Annotated in this window: 19 protein-coding genes; 16 read left to right on the top strand and 3 right to left on the bottom strand. The window is 41.3% G+C overall.

The genetic code is table 11. From position 1 onward, the window contains the following. From ACFQ0V_RS02045 to ACFQ0V_RS02100, 12 genes are all read left to right on the top strand, one after another. On the top strand, nucleotides 1-138 hold a 138-nt coding region (locus ACFQ0V_RS02045), incomplete at its 5' end, for a zinc ribbon domain-containing protein (protein ID WP_381009370.1). A gap of 293 nt (nucleotides 139-431) precedes the next feature. Then, nucleotides 432-1,319, top strand: a complete 888-nt coding sequence (locus ACFQ0V_RS02050) for a LysR family transcriptional regulator (RefSeq protein ID WP_381009129.1) — start codon at nucleotides 432-434, stop codon at nucleotides 1,317-1,319. 145 nt (nucleotides 1,320-1,464) lie between these two features. Further along, nucleotides 1,465-2,859, top strand: a complete 1,395-nt coding sequence (locus ACFQ0V_RS02055; protein WP_381009131.1) for a YfcC family protein — start codon at nucleotides 1,465-1,467, stop codon at nucleotides 2,857-2,859. A gap of 15 nt (nucleotides 2,860-2,874) precedes the next feature. After that, a complete protein-coding gene (locus tag ACFQ0V_RS02060; protein WP_381009133.1) occupies nucleotides 2,875-4,026 on the top strand; it encodes a M20 metallopeptidase family protein in 1,152 nt (383 codons plus the stop codon). Beyond that, nucleotides 4,023-5,129: a mandelate racemase/muconate lactonizing enzyme family protein gene (locus ACFQ0V_RS02065; protein ID WP_381009135.1), complete on the top strand. Its 1,107-nt coding sequence runs from the start codon at nucleotides 4,023-4,025 to the stop codon at nucleotides 5,127-5,129. The genes ACFQ0V_RS02060 and ACFQ0V_RS02065 overlap by 4 nt, the downstream gene beginning before the upstream one ends. A gap of 115 nt (nucleotides 5,130-5,244) precedes the next feature. Further along, complete coding sequence (rarD, locus tag ACFQ0V_RS02070; RefSeq protein ID WP_381009137.1) at nucleotides 5,245-6,141, top strand: EamA family transporter RarD; 897 nt, start codon at nucleotides 5,245-5,247, stop codon at nucleotides 6,139-6,141. 69 nt (nucleotides 6,142-6,210) lie between these two features. Beyond that, nucleotides 6,211-7,395: an FAD-binding domain-containing protein gene (locus tag ACFQ0V_RS02075; protein ID WP_381009139.1), complete on the top strand. Its 1,185-nt coding sequence runs from the start codon at nucleotides 6,211-6,213 to the stop codon at nucleotides 7,393-7,395. Between the two features lie 57 nt (nucleotides 7,396-7,452). Beyond that, a complete protein-coding gene (locus ACFQ0V_RS02080; RefSeq protein ID WP_381009141.1) occupies nucleotides 7,453-8,064 on the top strand; it encodes a flavin reductase family protein in 612 nt (203 codons plus the stop codon). A 55-nt stretch (nucleotides 8,065-8,119) separates the two neighbouring features. Beyond that, entirely contained in the window at nucleotides 8,120-8,605 is a 486-nt protein-coding gene (locus tag ACFQ0V_RS02085; RefSeq protein ID WP_235961024.1) for a TspO/MBR family protein, read from the top strand. Nucleotides 8,606-8,704: 99 nt separating this feature from the next. Next, a complete protein-coding gene (locus tag ACFQ0V_RS02090) occupies nucleotides 8,705-9,634 on the top strand; it encodes an ABC transporter ATP-binding protein (protein WP_381009143.1) in 930 nt (309 codons plus the stop codon). Continuing rightward, a complete protein-coding gene (locus ACFQ0V_RS02095) occupies nucleotides 9,631-11,145 on the top strand; it encodes an ABC transporter permease/substrate-binding protein (RefSeq protein ID WP_381009145.1) in 1,515 nt (504 codons plus the stop codon). The genes ACFQ0V_RS02090 and ACFQ0V_RS02095 overlap by 4 nt, the downstream gene beginning before the upstream one ends. A gap of 12 nt (nucleotides 11,146-11,157) precedes the next feature. Then, nucleotides 11,158-11,613, top strand: a complete 456-nt coding sequence (locus ACFQ0V_RS02100; protein WP_381009147.1) for a GNAT family N-acetyltransferase — start codon at nucleotides 11,158-11,160, stop codon at nucleotides 11,611-11,613. Nucleotides 11,614-11,746: 133 nt separating this feature from the next. Here the strand turns inward: ACFQ0V_RS02100 and ACFQ0V_RS02105 are convergent, their stop codons facing one another. Then, nucleotides 11,747-11,908, bottom strand: coding sequence for a hypothetical protein (locus ACFQ0V_RS02105; protein WP_381009149.1), 162 nt, complete (start codon nucleotides 11,906-11,908; stop codon nucleotides 11,747-11,749). A gap of 93 nt (nucleotides 11,909-12,001) precedes the next feature. Between ACFQ0V_RS02105 and ACFQ0V_RS02110 the strand changes: the two genes are divergently transcribed. Both ACFQ0V_RS02110 and ACFQ0V_RS02115 read left to right on the top strand, forming a co-directional pair. Beyond that, entirely contained in the window at nucleotides 12,002-12,187 is a 186-nt protein-coding gene (locus tag ACFQ0V_RS02110) for a hypothetical protein (protein ID WP_381009151.1), read from the top strand. Between the two features lie 120 nt (nucleotides 12,188-12,307). Continuing rightward, on the top strand, nucleotides 12,308-13,081 hold the full coding sequence (locus tag ACFQ0V_RS02115) for an IclR family transcriptional regulator (protein WP_381009153.1): 774 nt from the start codon (nucleotides 12,308-12,310) through the stop codon (nucleotides 13,079-13,081). Between the two features lie 35 nt (nucleotides 13,082-13,116). Here the strand turns inward: ACFQ0V_RS02115 and ACFQ0V_RS02120 are convergent, their stop codons facing one another. Next, complete coding sequence (locus ACFQ0V_RS02120; protein WP_381009155.1) at nucleotides 13,117-14,106, bottom strand: 5-oxoprolinase subunit C family protein; 990 nt, start codon at nucleotides 14,104-14,106, stop codon at nucleotides 13,117-13,119. Further along, entirely contained in the window at nucleotides 14,103-14,837 is a 735-nt protein-coding gene (gene pxpB / locus ACFQ0V_RS02125) for a 5-oxoprolinase subunit PxpB (RefSeq protein ID WP_381009157.1), read from the bottom strand. The genes ACFQ0V_RS02120 and pxpB overlap by 4 nt, the downstream gene beginning before the upstream one ends. 253 nt (nucleotides 14,838-15,090) lie before the next feature. Here pxpB and ACFQ0V_RS02130 point away from each other — a divergent pair, with 253 nt between their 5' ends. Both ACFQ0V_RS02130 and ACFQ0V_RS02135 read left to right on the top strand, forming a co-directional pair. Continuing rightward, a complete protein-coding gene (locus ACFQ0V_RS02130; protein WP_381009159.1) occupies nucleotides 15,091-15,855 on the top strand; it encodes a LamB/YcsF family protein in 765 nt (254 codons plus the stop codon). 15 nt (nucleotides 15,856-15,870) lie between these two features. Then, nucleotides 15,871-17,091: an NRAMP family divalent metal transporter gene (locus ACFQ0V_RS02135; RefSeq protein ID WP_381009161.1), complete on the top strand. Its 1,221-nt coding sequence runs from the start codon at nucleotides 15,871-15,873 to the stop codon at nucleotides 17,089-17,091. The last annotated feature ends 14 nt before the right edge of the window (nucleotides 17,092-17,105 follow it).

Raw genomic sequence — 17,105 nt, forward strand, 5'->3', positions numbered from 1 at the left:
AGATGTTCATGTTGTGGTGCTGAAAAGAGAATGCCCTTGTCTGAACGTACATACCATTGTTCTTGTGGTTTTGTGCTAGAACGTGACCACAATGCCGCAATCAACATTAAAAATGAAGGGTTACGCTTATTAGCATAGAAACAAAAACTCTTGGAACAAGAGGGTTAGCTCGGTCATTTTTCGTTGGCTAATAAAAGCAACGATAAGTCGAGAAGCCCCCACTTCAAGTAGACCGTAAGGTTAACTAAGTGGTGGGTAGTTCACATAGAGCGTAATAAATTTCATCAGGCGAACCTAACCTATGTTAAAATGCATACAGGAGCTATTAGATACGTAGTATGACATTATAAAACGAGGAGTCTAAATGAGAATCTGCCTATGATACGTGGATATTCACGATCGAACAGGATGGTAAAGACTAGAAAGGAAGAATGACCATCGACTTACGAAACTTAAAAACATTTCACGTCGTTGCGCAATGTTTAAATTTTACGAAGGCAGCAGAATTATTAAATTATAGCCAACCGACGATCAGTCAACAAATTAAAGTGTTGGAAGAAGAACTGCATCATCCGCTATTTAATCGCATGGGGAAAAAATTATATTTAACGGAAGTTGGCAAAATGCTTTACACACATACAGGAAAGCTTTTTGCGTTCGTTGAAGAAATTGAGGAAGATTTGCGACAGTTTGATTCACCTTTTGGGCGTTTGACAGTGGCGGCATCTGAATTTTATTGTAGCTTTTATTTAGGGGCAATTATGAGCGATTTTTTGAAGGAAAATATGGATGTTCACTTTTCTCTCGTTTGTGCGACGAGTGAAACGACCGTTCAACTATTGCAGACGAATGAAGCGGATATCGGGATTACCGCAGGCTATTTTGAACTACCAGGGGTCGAACATATTTGCATCGATGAGGAAGATCTTGTGCTCGTGGCGCATGCAGAAGTGGATGCGCAGTGTGATCTTTCTTTATTGTTCGAGCAGTATCCATTCATTACATACGGAATGGTGCCGATGATTCAGCGTTGTTTAGATGAGCTAAATTGCCGGCCGAAAACGATTGTCGAAGTCGGTAGCGAAGATGCGATTAAAGAGGCGGTCATTGGAGGAGCAGGAATTGTGTTGTTGAGCGATTTAATTTTGCAAAAGGAAATCGAATCAGGAACGGTTCAGGTATTAGCTCGTTTTCCGAAACGTTTGCAAACGTATATGATGTATCCTTCTAACATGAAAGATTTTCAAAATGTGCAAGCATTTGTGCAATTAATTGAAAAACGTTGGTCGGTGATTCGACAACAAAGGAGCGTTGAGTAAGTACTCAGCGCTTTTTTAACGTTATTTTCCAACCTTTTAAATTTTTTATCGTAACGATTAGAAAAAGTAATTTCTCTTTCTCTCCGTATTCTTTTACAATGATATGTATAAATATTCAATCGGTAACGACGGAGGAGAGAGTACAATGAGTACAAAAATAAAAGAAAATGAACCACAAACAAAAGGAATTAATGTTTATGTATTAATCTTTTCGCTCATATTATTTGCAGCAGCATTAACATATATCGTACCTGCTGGACAATTTGAACGAACGGAAGTCGGCGGGCGAGATGTCATCGCACCTGGGACATTCGAATATGTTGAATCCAATCCTGTCAGTGTCCTCGGAATATTCAGCAGTATTCATTCTGGAATGTATGCAGGAGCGAATATTATTTTCTTCGTTTTAATTGTTGGCGGAACGTTTGGGATTTTAACGAAAACGGGAGCTTTATCTTCATTTATCGCTATGTTATCTGTGAAAATGGCGAAACGTGAAATGTTATTAATTCCTGTTTTAATGTTGTTTTTCGCTTTTGCCGGATCATTGATGGGCATGTCGGATGAAACGATTGTCTATGTTGGAATATTAGTTCCATTAGCGATTGCTTTAGGTTTCGACTCGATGACAGGATTTGCAATTGTAATGCTTGGAGCTTCTGTCGGATTCTCTTCTGCTGTAATGAATCCATTTACGATTGGGATTGCACAAGAAATTGCTGGATTGCCGATGTTTTCAGGAATCGGTTTGCGAATTGCTTTATTCATCGTTTTATATATACTCGCAACAACATTTGTTATGCATCATGCGAAAAAAGTGAAACAAGATCCTTCTAAAGGAATTTTTGGAACGCAAACGGCTCAAGATGTGCCAAAATTAGAAGGTAAAATGCCGATGCGCCATAAATTAGTCATGTTATTATTTTTATCGAATTTTATCGTGTTAATGTATGGGGTGAAAGTACATGATTGGTATATTACAGAAATTGCTGGGCTCTTTTTAATGTACGGGGTATTAATCGGACTCGTCGGGAAATTAGCTCCTAGTGAAATTGCGGACGCATTCATTGATGGTGCGCGCGAATTAGTGAGTGGTGCACTCATTATCGGGTTCGCTCAAACGATTTTAATTATTTTCAATGAAGCACAATTAATTGATACGATTTTATACGGTGTTGCAGCAGTGTTAGGTTCATTACCAAGTGTGTTAAATGCGGTCGGTATGTTCGTATTCCAAACAGGCTTGAACTTTTTAGTTCCTTCAGGAAGTGGTCAAGCAGCTTTAACGATGCCGATTATGGCACCTCTTTCTGAAATGTTAGGCGTTACGCGTCAAACAGCGGTCCTCGCTTATCAGCTCGGGGATGGGATGTCGAATATGATTTTCCCAACTGTCGGTTATTTAATGGCGAGCTTATCACTTGCGGGAATTTCGTGGAGCAAGTGGTTACGTTGGGTCATGCCATTTATCATTATGGAAATGATTGTAGCGATTATCTTTTTAGTCATCGCACAAATGATTCAGTACGGTCCATTTTAAAGAGGAGGAATTGAGATGATACAACAATATGTACAAGAGGCGATTGCCGATCGTCGCTATTTCCACCAACATCCTGAATTATCAGGAACGGAATATGAAACGACCGCCTATATCGCGAAGCGTTTACAACAGCTAGGTATTGAGCGATTACCTTTTAAAGAGCCTGGCGTCGTCGGCTACATAAAAGGAACGAAAGGAAGTAAAACGATTGCGTTACGAGCAGATATCGACGCATTGCCTGTTACAGAAGAAGCGGATGTGGCCTTCCCATCAAAAAATGAAGGCGTCATGCATGCTTGTGGACATGATGGACATACGGCGATTTTATTAGCAGTTGCGAAATGGCTCGTTGAACATCGAGAGCAAGTCGCTCCAAATGTCGTTCTTATTTTCCAATCCGCTGAAGAAATTACACCGAGTGGTGCAGATGCACTCGTGCGTCAAGGAGTGCTCCAAAATGTCGACGCGATATACGGTTTACATTTATGGCAAGGGATGGAGAAAGGGAAAATAGGTCTCGCTCACGGACCGATGATGGCCTCGATCGACGACTTTGAAATTACGATTCAAGGAGCAGGCGGACACGGTTCAATGCCACATGAAACGGTCGATCCAATCTATATTGCTAGCCATATTATTCAAGGACTACAAAGCATCATTAGTCGTAAATTAGATGCGGTCGATTCCGCTGTCATTTCAGTAGGTCAAATTGAAGCAGGGACGACATACAATATTATTCCAGACCGTGCGAAATTAATTGGAACGATTCGCGCACTTTCTCCGAATGCCGTTGCTCTAGCAAAACGAGAAATCGTTCAAATGAGCGAACGGATGGCGGAAGCATTTGGTGGAACAGCTTCGGTTGAATATATTGTCGGAACACCACCTTTAGTGAACGATGTACAATGTGCTCGTCGCGTTCAACGAGTCATTGAGCGAACATTTGGTGCTGCTCATTTTGAAGAAGTGAAGCCAGTCATGGGTGGAGAAGATTTTGCTTATTATACTGAACGAGCAAAAGGTGCCTTCGTCTTTGTTGGAATGGGTGGAGAGAGAAGTAAGTATCCTCACCATCATCCGAAATTTACAATCGATGAAGAGGTCATCCCTAATGCTATTCAATTCATGATTGAACTCGTTCAATCGTATGAGGAGGAAACGGAATGAACATCGTAAAAGTAGACGTGTTTCAAGCGCGTTTACCGTTAATTGAACCTTTTATTATTTCTTACGTGCGATTGGATGATATGCCGACCATTTTCACACGCATTGAATTAGACAATGGCATTGTCGGGTGGGGAGAAGCGGTTCCCGATCAAAATGTGACGGGAGAAACGTGGCATAGTACATATGACGTCATCGTTCATGAACTTGCCCCTCTTTTAATCGGCAAGAGTCCGTTTCAAATTGATGCCATTCATCAGGAATGGGATGCGCAAATTTTAGGTTCTCCGAGTGCGAAAGCAGCGCTTGATATCGCATTGTATGATGCGATGGGGAAATGTGCGAATTTACCATTGTATGAATTATTAGGAGGACGTGCTCACGATACGTTAATAGTACCGCGTGTCATCAGTATTAAAACACCGCAAGAAATGGCGGAAGATGCAAAGCGTTACGTTGCCGAAGGATATAAGCATATTAAAATAAAAGTAGGAACAGATGTAAAGACGGATATTGCACGTATTTGTCAAGTGCGTAATGCGATCGGAGAAGACGCTTATTTACGTGTCGATGCCAACCAAGGATGGAGTCGAACGGAAGCACTTCAAGTGATAGAAGCGACGCAACATTGTGCGGTAGAATGGTATGAACAACCCGTCAAAGCGCATGATTATCGCACGATGCGTCATATTCGAGAATCGGTCTCGTCCGCGATCATGATCGATGAAGGGGTACAGTCGATGCATGATTTGACGGAAGTCATTCGAGAAGAAGCGGCCGATATGCTCAATATTAAGTTAATGAAAGCAGGCGGTATCTACCGCGCACTCGGTTTAGCAAGTTTGGCGGAAAGCGCTAATATGCCTTGCCAAGTCGGGTCGATGGTAGAATCGGCGATTGCGACGATGGCAGGTGCTCATTTATCGATGAGTCGAACGATTATCGAAACGAATGAGATGGTAGGACCGCTCATGTTTACACAAGATGTCGCAGAAGTACCTTTTAATGGGGAACAGTTATTGTTAACGAAAGCTCCAGGGCTTGGTATCGAGGTCGATGAAACATATGTATCTTCCATCACGGTACAACGAGTATGTATTGAATAATAAAGAAGGAACCGTTCTGAAAAGAGCGGTTTTTTATATGCGAGTCGAATGACTCTATAAAAATTTCGGAAATTGAAATATAATAAAGAAATAGTGAAAGAAAAGAAGGGATACGATGAGTCAACAAAAAAGTGGTATTTTATTTGCAATCGGTGCGTACATCATTTGGGGAATCTTCCCGATCTATTGGAAATTAATCGAAGATGTCAACAGTATGGAAGTATTGTTAAATCGCATCATTTGGTCATTCGTTATGACATTTATTTTAATCGGTTTGATTGGAAAGCTGCCAGCGTTACGCGCAGATTGGGAGTATTTGTGGAAAAATAAAAAACAACTGTTCTCTTTATTTGCAGCTTCTTTAATTATTTCAGTGAATTGGTTTACGTACATTTGGGCTGTTCAAAACGGGCACATTTTACAGACGAGTTTAGGGTATTATATGAATCCATTGCTTTCGATTTTATTTGGCGTCTTCTTTTTCCGTGAAAAATTGTCGAAAGCAGTACTTATATCTGTCGCCATTGCGACAATTGGTGTTTTATACATGGTTTGGACGGCTGGTGTTATACCGTGGGTCGCACTCGTGCTCGCCTTTTCATTTGCGACGTACGGCGTACTAAAAAAACAAATTCAACTCGATGCATTGCGTGGTCTAGCGATTGAAACAGCACTTATCGTGCCACTTGCTTTAATCGCTTACGCATACCTCGCTTCTACAACGCCGACTTCTTTATTCCAAGTCGATGCAAAAACGAATATTTTACTCATTTTAAGTGGGATTGCGACAGCATTACCTTTGATCTTTTTCGCAAAAGGCGCGCAATCGATGCCGCTCTATATGTTAGGATTCATCCAATTTTTAGCACCAACAATTAGCTTTATGCTCGGTGTCTTTTTGTACAAAGAGCCATTTGACAAAACGCAACTCGTGACATTTATCTTTATTTGGACAGCGGTACTCCTCTTTTCAATTTCTGCGTATATGGAATCAAAGAAAAAAAGAATATAAACGGAGCGTCAGTAGCATAGTTGAAAAATGTTTACTGACGTTTTTTTATAATAATTGGAGGTTATGAATATGATTTGGATTCAAACGAAAGAAGCGATGCGGACGAGGGATAATCGGCTCGTTGCTGAGGCAATGGAACATGGGGCGATTGGATTTGTCCATGTCGTTCCAAAAAAGTGGACGATGCGGGATGTGTATGAGATGAAAATCGCCATTGCTTGGAGAGAAGAAATGAAAACATACAATATACCAGTCGTTTTCGTCTCTCATGTTCCGAAAGAGAGTGAAGTTTGGGCATACGGTCATCAAATAGAGCGTCCAAAGCTTGTCGAATGGACACAAATCGTAACAGGAGCAGGCAAGCCGTATCAAAAATTTACCCCTTTTTATAAAAAAGCGAAAATGTATCCTTTTCACGTTGAAGAAGCTTCTGTCACTTGGCGTGTCCAAAAAGAAGTGGAAATCCCTTGGGAAGAAGTCGATGTACAATTACCGAGGTGGAGTGAAACGATCACATTTCCATTACTTTGTGAAGAAGACGTGCTGACGTATTTAGCAACGATTGACTTATCTTGGTATGCAGATGCACGTGATGAAATTGAAAATGAGGCTGTGACGAGACTTAGTCCGTATTTAAGTACAGGACTCGTGACATCTCGCACAGTTATAGCATACGGTCTTCAAGAAGAGGCGTTTGTTCGGCAATTATTATGGCGTGAATTTGCCCATATGACAGCTTGGGCACAGCCTCATGTAACAGAACGTCCGCTGTATGAAAAGTTTCAAACATTTCCTTGGCGAGATGATGAAGTACAGTTTACGCGTTGGTGTCGTGGAGAAACAGGATATCCCATTGTTGACGCTGCGATGCGCGAACTTTGGCAAACCGGTTATATGCACAATCGTCTCCGCATGATTACAGCCTCCTTTTTGACGAAACATTTGCGTATCCATTGGCGTAAAGGGATGAATTATTTTATGGAAACACTCGTCGATGCGGATGAAGCATCGAACGCATTAAATTGGCAATGGGTTGCAGGAGTAGGTGTCGATAACAGCCCGTACTTCCGCATTTTCAATCCGTTAGAGCAAGGAAAGAAATATGCGAAGACCGGAGCGTATATTCGAACGTGGTGTCCAGAAGTTCAAGATGTACACCAGGAACAAAATGGCGCAATCATTATGCATGAAGAAGCGAGAAAACGAGCATTGTTTCATTATGAACAATGGAAAGAACATGACTCGAATAATTAGCATATCATTGGAAATTTCAGTACAATACACGTAATTCAAGAGAAGGGGATGAAGTCTATGTTATCAATTGATCCGAATGAGTTAAGCGAGCGAGACAACTATAAGTTTTTAGTCGGAAGTATAATTCCGAGACCGATCGCTTTTGTAACGACATTGTCAGAAGATGGAGTAGTGAATGGGGCACCTTTTAGTTATTTCAATATCGTAACATCGAATCCACCGATGATTTCCATTTCGGTTCAACGGGTGGGAGGAAAAATGAAAGATACAGCGCATCATGCGATCACGAAAGGAGAGCTCGTCGTTCATATTGTCGATGAACAAAATGTTGAACAAGTGAATGAAACAGCAGCTTCCGTTCCTTCTCATGTGAGTGAAGTACAACTAGCAGGAATGACACTCGTCGAAAGTGAGCGAGTGCAAGTTCCAGCGATTCAAGAAGCGAAAATTCGTATGGAATGTGTCTTAGAAAAAGCGATTGAATTAGGTGGAAATGGGGAAGAAATAGGATGTGACTTATTAATTGCGCGCGTCGTTCAATTTCATATTGATGAAGCATTGTATCATAAAGGGCGAATCGATGCTAAACAACTGAGAGCCGTTAGTCGTTTGGCAGGCGCTTCTTATGCTAAAATAGGAGAACACTTCGAAATGAAACGCCCTAAATAATGTAGACGTTTAATCAAGGAAAGAACGGGGAATTATGGTAAAAGAGGTGATGGATATGAAATGGACAAAGTGGGCATGGACGATTGCGGTACCTGTAGTAGGCGGAATGGCATCAGGATATATTGCAAATCGTTTAAATGCTAAAAATGAGCAAACGAAAGAACAGTATGAACAGATGAAACAGCCACCCTTTTCACCACCGACTGTCGTTTTTCCAATCGTATGGCCTATTTTATATACGACGATGGGCGTCGCACACGGACTTGTAAAGCAAAAAGAAGAGAATGGACCAGCATCTAAATTGTACTATAGTCAACTTGGATTAAACTTTTTATGGTCGTATTTATACTTCGGTAAACAAAATAAGGAAGCAGGTCTTGTCGATATCGCCATGCTGTTAGGACTTGTAGGTGCAACGACTTCTTCATTTTATAAAGTCGATGAAACAGCCGGCCGACTCATGCTGCCTTATCTTGGATGGACCGCATTTGCGACGTATTTAAATGCAGGAACAATCGTTTTAAATCAACCAGAAAAATAAGTGCAATGAAGCATCGTTTACGCGATGCTTTTTTTACGGTTTATCCCTTATAATAAAGGGAAAAATGAGAACATTAGGTAATGGAAAGTAGGCGATGATTTGATACGATTCAAACATGTATCGAAACGATACGGTGATCAAGAAGTGTTAAGTGATTTAAATATGACGATTCAAAAAGGTGAATTTCTCGTTTTAGTCGGTCCGAGTGGTTGTGGAAAAACGACGACACTAAAATTAATGAATCGACTCATTCCTTTAACAGGTGGAAGTATTGAAATCGATGAACGTAATATCGAAACATTAGAAGTGGAATCCCTTCGTTGGAATATGGGATATGTTTTACAACAAATTGCGCTTTTTCCACATATGACAATTGAAGAAAATATCGCACTCGTTCCCCAAATGAAGAAATGGTCAAATGAACAAATTAAAACACGTGTTCAAGAGTTAATGGCTCTTGTCGGTTTACCGTATGAAGAATATCATCAACGCTATCCAGATGCGTTGTCGGGAGGACAACAACAGCGAATAGGGGTAGCGCGTGCTTTAGCTGCTGACCCGGATATTTTATTAATGGACGAACCATTTAGCGCATTAGACCCGCTCAGCCGTGAAAAATTACAAGATGAATTGTTAGCTATTCAAGCAAGTATTCAAAAAACGATCGTATTCGTCACACACGATATGAATGAAGCGTTGAAATTAGCGGATCGCATTTGTTTATTGAATGAAGGGAAGATTGAACAAATCGGTACACCCGACCAATTTTACGATGCACCGAAAAGCGAGTTCGTTGAACGATTTATGCAACGTAAAAAAGTGACCGTTGAACAATTGATGATGCCTGTTATTTCGATGGAAGCCCCTACCATTCAATTGTCTACAAATGTGGAAGAATTGCTTCATTTACTGACGAATACACCGCTCGTACACGTTATCGAAAACGGTCAAAAAATCGGTTCGATTGAACGGGAACACGCATTTCGTCAGCTCGGGCATTACTTAGACGGGCGAGGTGATGTGTCATGATGAATGTTTGGGATGCGCGAAAAGATGAATTGCTCGTTGCACTACTTGAGCATATTGAACTTTCCTTTATCGCTTTGTTTTTTGCAGTAATCATTGCGGTTCCGTTAAGCCTTTATTTAACGAGACATCGTAAAATAGCAGAAAGCGTCATCAATATGACGGCGGTAATGCAAACGATTCCGTCGCTCGCTTTACTCGGATTAATGATTCCGATATTCGGTATCGGAAAAATTCCAGCTTTAATTGCGCTCGTCGTTTATGCTTTATTGCCGATTATGCGCAATACGTACACAGGAATTACAGAAGTCAATGCTTCGCTCATTGAAGCGGCAGAAGGACTCGGCATGAACCGGATGCGACGTTTATTTAAAATTGAACTCCCATTAGCGATGCCTGTTATGATGGCAGGGATACGGACAGCGATGGTACTCATTATTGGAACTGCTACATTAGCTGCTTTAGTCGGAGCGGGGGGACTTGGAGATTTAATTTTGCTCGGAATTGATCGCAATCAACCGGAACTCATTATTTTAGGAGCCGTCCCTGCCGCTTTATTAGCTTTATTTTTTGACGCTTTACTACGCGGGATGGAACGATTATCGTACCGTTCAGCAGGAATCGCTTTTATCAGTATGTTACTTTTAGCTTTTGGTATCATACTTGCTCCACTCTTTATAAAATCATCAGAGTCATCGATTGTAATCGGAGGAAAATTAGGGGCAGAGCCTGAAATTTTAATTGAAATGTATGGGCAACTCATTGAAGAAGAAACAGATCTCTCGGTCACATTAAAACCAGGACTCGGTAAAACGGCCTTTGTTTTCAATGCGTTAAGACAAGGAAGTATCGATATTTATCCAGAGTTTACAGGTACGGTAATTAATGAATTGTTAAAACAACCTCTCGAAACACATGAAGCGCGAGAAGTGTATGAACAAGCGAAAGAAGGAATTGCTTCTGAATATGGACTCGTCTATTTAGAACCGATGGCATACAATAATACGTACGCTTTAGCGATACGAGAAAGCGACGCGAAAGAACTGCAAGTCGAAACGATTTCAGATTTGAAGGCGTATGCGAACCGATTAAAAGCAGGGTTTACATTAGAGTTTTCAGACCGTGAAGATGGTTATGTCGGATTACAGTCGCTTTATGGACTTACATTTTCTGACGTCGTAACGATGGAACCGAAGCTTCGTTATAGAGCGATTGAAAGCGGAGAAATTGATGTGTTAGATGCGTATTCGACCGATAGTGAATTAGCTACGTATCACTTGACAGTGTTAGAAGATGACCAATCTCTTTTCCCTCCGTATCAAGGCGCGCCACTCGTCCGACAAGAAATTATCGAGCAATATCCAGAACTTCCGGCTATTTTAGAGAAACTCTCAGGGAAAATAACAGATGAAGAAATGCAAAAAATGAATGAAGCTGTTAATGTAGGAGGAGAAAGTGCGAAAGACGTCGCAAGAAATTACTTGCTTGAACAAGGATTGATTAAAAAAAGATGAGGAGGATGTGATATGCAAGTGATTGAAACGAAAGATGCTACACTTGTCCATGAGATTATGATGGATGCTTTTAGCGAATATGCTGATGACCCGATTCCAGCAGGAGCATTGAATGAGACGCTCGAACAAGCGAAAGAATGTTTAGCAACGATTGACCGAGCTTACGTATTAGAAGAGGAAGGAGAAGCTCTCGCCTCGGTTCGTTTTCGACAAGAAGATGATTATCTTTACTTTTATCGTTTAGCCGTTCGCCGAAAAGCTCGAGGGAAGGGCTATGCAAAAGAACTTATACGAATGTTAGAACAAGAGGCAGAAAAACTAGGGCTTCGCGCAGTTCGTTGCAACGTGCGTCTCATGATTGCATCGAATATTCAATTGTATGAATCTCTCGGCTATCAAGAAATCAAAAGAAGAGAAGTCGAACGTCACGGAGAAACAATCGTGCTCGTGACGATGGAAAAAGAATGATACCAATGAATAGAAAGTTTCGTTATCATGTAAGATAGTACAGAAATTGATACGTTGATATCACCTTATAAACAACGAAAATAAGGTTATGTTCATAATGAAAGCCGTAGACGGGTGAAGTCTACGGCTTTTGTTAAGCGATCGATTCGTCTTCGAATGGTACACCTGCTGGATAAAAATCGAAAGAGATAATAAATTGACGGTTGATAAAACGCTCTCGTCCACCATCTTTCCAACGGATGAACGTTTCATTGTCTTCTTGCAGAACTCGGAATCTTTGCAGCAGGATCTTCATCTGCTTTGGCTAGTCCACTTGGTGCAGCATTGAATATCGGCAGTGTTTTTAAATGGGAAGGCGGCGTGCAAAATAAACGTTTTAAAGTGATATTTGCAAGCGTTAAATGGTATTTTATTACCGGTCATCGCCATTTATTTAATGATTGTCATGAATAATAAAAAATTGTTAGGAGAGCATCGTAACGGATGGTTCATTAATATTATTGGAACGATCATTACAGGAGTTTGTATATTTTTAGGTGGATATAGTGTGTTAGATGCTTTCGGAGCTTTTTAAAAGTTGAGGCATAGTCGATTTTTATACGACTATGTTTTTTTAGTTGCACTCTATTTTATTTTGAAAATATGGTATGATACAGCATACGAATACAATATTGAGAATGGATGAGGTGAAAGCATGAGTCAAAAAAATAAAACAGTCGTCAAGTCGATGGATATTCTCGAGCTTTTTTACGATCATCCTGCTTTAACATTTCAGGAAATGATCGATATTTCACAAATTCCGAAAAGCTCAGTTTATCGCATGATTCGATCTTTAGAAGATATTGGATTTCTAGAGAAAGGAGACGATGCGAAATATCGTCTTGGAACGCTTTTTTTGAAGTTTGGACATCTCGTATCCAGTCGCATCGATTTAAGACAAATTGCTTATCCTCATATGAATGCTTTACATGAACGTTTCCATGAAGCAGTCAATTTAACCGTGCGTGAAAAAGATGAAGCGGTATATATCGAAAAAATTGACCAATATCAACGAGTGAAGTTGTATACGGCAATTGGGCGTCGAAGTCCTCTTTATGCCGGGGCTTGTCCTCGTGCGATTTTATCCTTTCTAAATGAACAAGAATTGCGGGACTACCTTGAAAGAACGGCTCTTCATCCGATGGCACTTAAAACGATGACAGATGAGACGACGATACGCTATGCGGTGTTACAGGCGAGACGAGACGGGTATACGGTCAGTTATTCAGAACTCGAAGATCATACCGCGGCTGTCGGTGCTCCGATTTTTGATTATCGGGGAGAAGTGATCGGTGCATTAAGTATGGCCGGACTTGAAGCGAATTATACAGAAGAAATTGTTCGTACATATGGCGAAGCAGTAAAGGAAGCGGCTTTTCAAATATCCGAACAGATGGGGTACGACCCTGAACATATTCATTACGTTTAAAAACCTTCAACTGGTTGGCGCAGTTGAAGGTTTTTTTAATTATGGATTTTTAAAGCGATGCCGATTTGAAGTTGATGTAATAACCATTCTCGCTCTAAATAAAGACGTTCGGCTTCTTGAACCGTTATTTTTTTAAATTGAATCGTCTCTCCAGGACGTAGTTGAGCGACACGAGGTAAGTCGACAGAGATCACTTGTCCGATTTTCGGATATCCCCCAGTCGTTTGACGGTCAGCGAGTAATACGATAGGAAGCCCGTTATTCGGAATTTGAATCGTTCCCGCGGTCACTGCTTCAGATAACAATTCTTTTTGTCGTTTTAAACGTAACGGTTCACCTGATAAGCGACATCCCATCCGGTCCGATTGGGCAGTCATCGTATACGTTGTCTGTTCGAGTGCAAGTTTCGCATCTTCTGTAAAGGCTTCATATTGTAGACCCTCTGTGAAACGGATGACACGTTTTTTTTCAAACGACACGAATTCTGAATGACGAATGGACCAAGAAATCGACGTATGTTCTAAAACGTAACGTTTCATTTGTTCGTTTTGTGCATGGAGTAATCCGAATGGAATCGTATCTCCTCGTTGTAAAGCTCGTCCTTTCCATCCACCAAGATGGGCGCGCAAATAAGTACTTTTACTGTTTAAAATGGCCGGAACGAGAAGACCTCCTGCGAAAGAGACGTAGGCGCGCGAACCTTCCAAAGGTGCTTGGAAGCGTAATTCGTCATCGGGCTGAGCGAGTAAAGGACGCCACATCGGAACTTCTTTCCCGTTGAGTAACGGTCGCAAGTTTGCACCAGTAATGGCAAATAACGTTTCTTCATTAAAGCGAAAAGCAGTTTGGAACATCGTCACTTCCATCGTCGCTGCATTTTCATCATTGCCGACTAAAATGTTGGCGAGGCGATGAGACATTAAGTCAGCAGCGCCGCTGACGATTACTCCGTACCGTTGTGAACCGAAACGGCCGCGGTCTTGGACAGTTGCCATAAGGCCAGGATGAATGATTGTAATACTCATCGTTTCACCTCCTCTTCCCATCGTTCTTCAGAAATCGGCTGAAATTGAATGAGATCTCCCGCTCGTAACAAAGTAGGTGGAGTTTGTTCAGGCAAAAATAGTTGCTTCGGTGTACGTCCGATAATTTGCCATCCACCTGGTGTACTTAATGGATAAATTCCAGTTTGCGCTCCAGCGATGCCGACTGATCCCGCTTCTATATGTAAGCGTGGTGTCGCTTTACGTGGAGTAGCGAGCCGTTCATCCATTCCACCTAAAAAAGGAAATCCAGGTGCAAAGCCTAACATATAGACACGATACGTTCGTTCACTATGCATTTGGATCACTTGTTCTTCAGTTAACTGATGATGCTTAGCGACATAAGCTAAGTCAGGACCATATTCGCCACCATATACGACAGGAATCGACACGATGCGCTCGACTTCTTCCACTTTTTCTTCATAGGCGTGTTGCAGCAATTGTTCGATATGTTTGGAAGCGATTTCAAATGGGGAGTGTAAAAAAAGCTCCTTTTTAGAAAAGCGCTTCAATTGTAAAACGGCAATTGGATCATAATAAACAGTCACATTTGTATAAGCAGGGACGTATTCAATCATGCCAGGGAATGGATGCCGATTTAATTGTTGTGTAAAGTGACGAATTTGTGAATAAATTGTGTCGTCGATCGTTTCGCCAAAAGAGACGTAAATGGCGTTCTCACCGAACGGTTTTATGGAAACAGTTTCATTCATCGGCTCACTCCTCCTTTTTAGTACCGATATTCGAAACTTAAGTTTTAAATTTCGGGTATGCCTGTATTATAAATCGTTACATTAAAAAAACAAGTGAAAGTTGTTAAAAAACTAAAAAGTTAGACTTTATTTTTTTATAATGAAAAAGGATGACGAATTTAAAAAATATGTTAGAATAAATTTTAACTTTCAGGATAGTGGTTTCGAATTTCGAAACTGAACGAAAGAAATAAAGGAATGGAGGGCTTATGAAATGACAACGATTGATTTGAATTGTGATTTAGGTGAAAGTTTCGGTCGTTATGAATTAGGGGAACAAGATGAAATTTTAAAATATGTTACGAGTGCAAATATTGCTTGTGGTTTTCATGCGGGAGATCCTTCTGTCATGAGGAAGACTGTTGAAAAAGCTATACAACACGGAGTGAAAATCGGAGCTCATCCGAGTTTTCCAGATTTAATTGGATTTGGCCGTAGAGAGATGGCAGTCCGTCCACAAGAAGCGTATGATATGGTCGTTTATCAAATCGGCGCATTACAAGGATTTGCGCAATTGCATGGAGAATCGATTCATCATGTGAAGCCTCACGGTGCGATGTACAATATGGCAGCGAAAAATAAAAAGCTCGCACAAGCGATTGCTCAAGCTGTTTATGATAGTTCACCTAAGTTAATTTTATACGGGCTCGCAAACAGTGAACTGACGAGAGCGGGAGAGGCGCTCGGATTAACTGTTGCACATGAAGTGTTCGCGGACCGTACGTATCAACCAGATGGAACGTTAACTTCTCGCACATTACCGAATGCAATGATCACTGATGAACAAGTAGCGTTACAACAAATTGAACAGATGGTTTTGCGTGGAAGTGTGATAGCAGTAGATGAAACGGTCGTACCTTTGGAAGCGCATACAATTTGTGTCCACGGAGATACGGTACAAGCAGTGCAATTAGTTAAAAATATTGCACAACATTTAAATGATAAAGAAGTGAAAATCGAGCCAGTCGGGTCGTCTTAGAAAGGAAGTTACATTATGAAGCAACCATTATTAAATGAACAACAATCGTCCGCTACGAAAAATAGCGTATTATTCGGAGCGGCATTTCTCATGGCGACCTCGTCTGTCGGCCCAGGATTTTTAACACAAACGGCAGTGTTTACGCAACAACTTGCAGCAAGTTTCGCCTTCGTTATTATGATTTCTCTCGTTTTAGACGTATTCGCTCAAATGAACGTATGGCGAATTATCGCAGTATCTGGTTTACGCGGTCAAGAAATCGCGAATAAAGTGTTGCCTGGATTAGGGTATGTTCTTGCTGCGTTTATCGTATTTGGCGGACTCGCTTTCAATATCGGAAACGTTGCAGGAGCGGGACTCGGTTTAAATGCGATGTTAGGGATTGACCCCGTACTAGGAGCGGGCATTAGTGCGTTATTCGCCATTTTCGTTTTTGCGGTGAAAGAAGCGGCGAAAGTGATGGACCGTGTCGCACAAGTTGCAGGAGTAACGATGCTCGGATTAATGATTTATGTCGCTTTTAAAACGACGCCACCTGTAAAAGAAGCGTTGGCGAATACGTTATGGCCTGAGCAGATGAGCATTTTCGCAATCATTACACTCGTTGGAGGTACGGTCGGTGGTTACATTACATTTGCTGGGGGTCACCGTTTACTTGACGCTGGAGTGAAGGGGCAAGAAGGGTTACCAGATGTGACGAAAAGTTCGCTCATTGGAATCGGCGTAACGGGTGTGATGCGAATCGCTCTCTTCCTCGCAATTTTAGGAATTGTTTCTCAAGGTTATGTCTTAAATGAAGAAGGTAATCCAGCAGCAGAGGCGTTTCAATACGCGTTAGGAGACGTCGGCATTCAAGTGTTCGGAGTCATTATGTGGGCAGCGGCGGTGACATCGGTTGTCGGAGCGGCTTATACGTCTGTATCCTTTATCCGCACATTTCACCCATTCATTGAGAAATATAGTAATTGGTTCATTATCGGATTTATTATCGTGTCAACATCGGTCTTTTTATTCATTGGGCGCCCAGTGCTCGTCTTAATTTTAGCAGGAGCGGCGAATGCTTTAATTTTACCATTAGCGCTCGGTGTCATGCTCATTGCGGCTCATCGAAAAGACATTGTCGGTACGTATAAACATCCGAAGTGGTTGACGATTCCAGGTATTGTTGTCGTCATTATGATGGCGATCTTTAGCGTGAAAACTTTGATGGAAGAGATTCCACAATTATTTTCATAATGAACAGCTCAACA

Origin of the sequence: Savagea faecisuis (assembly GCF_042675605.1) — a bacterium.
Taxonomy (GTDB): domain Bacteria; phylum Bacillota; class Bacilli; order Bacillales_A; family Planococcaceae; genus Savagea; species Savagea faecisuis.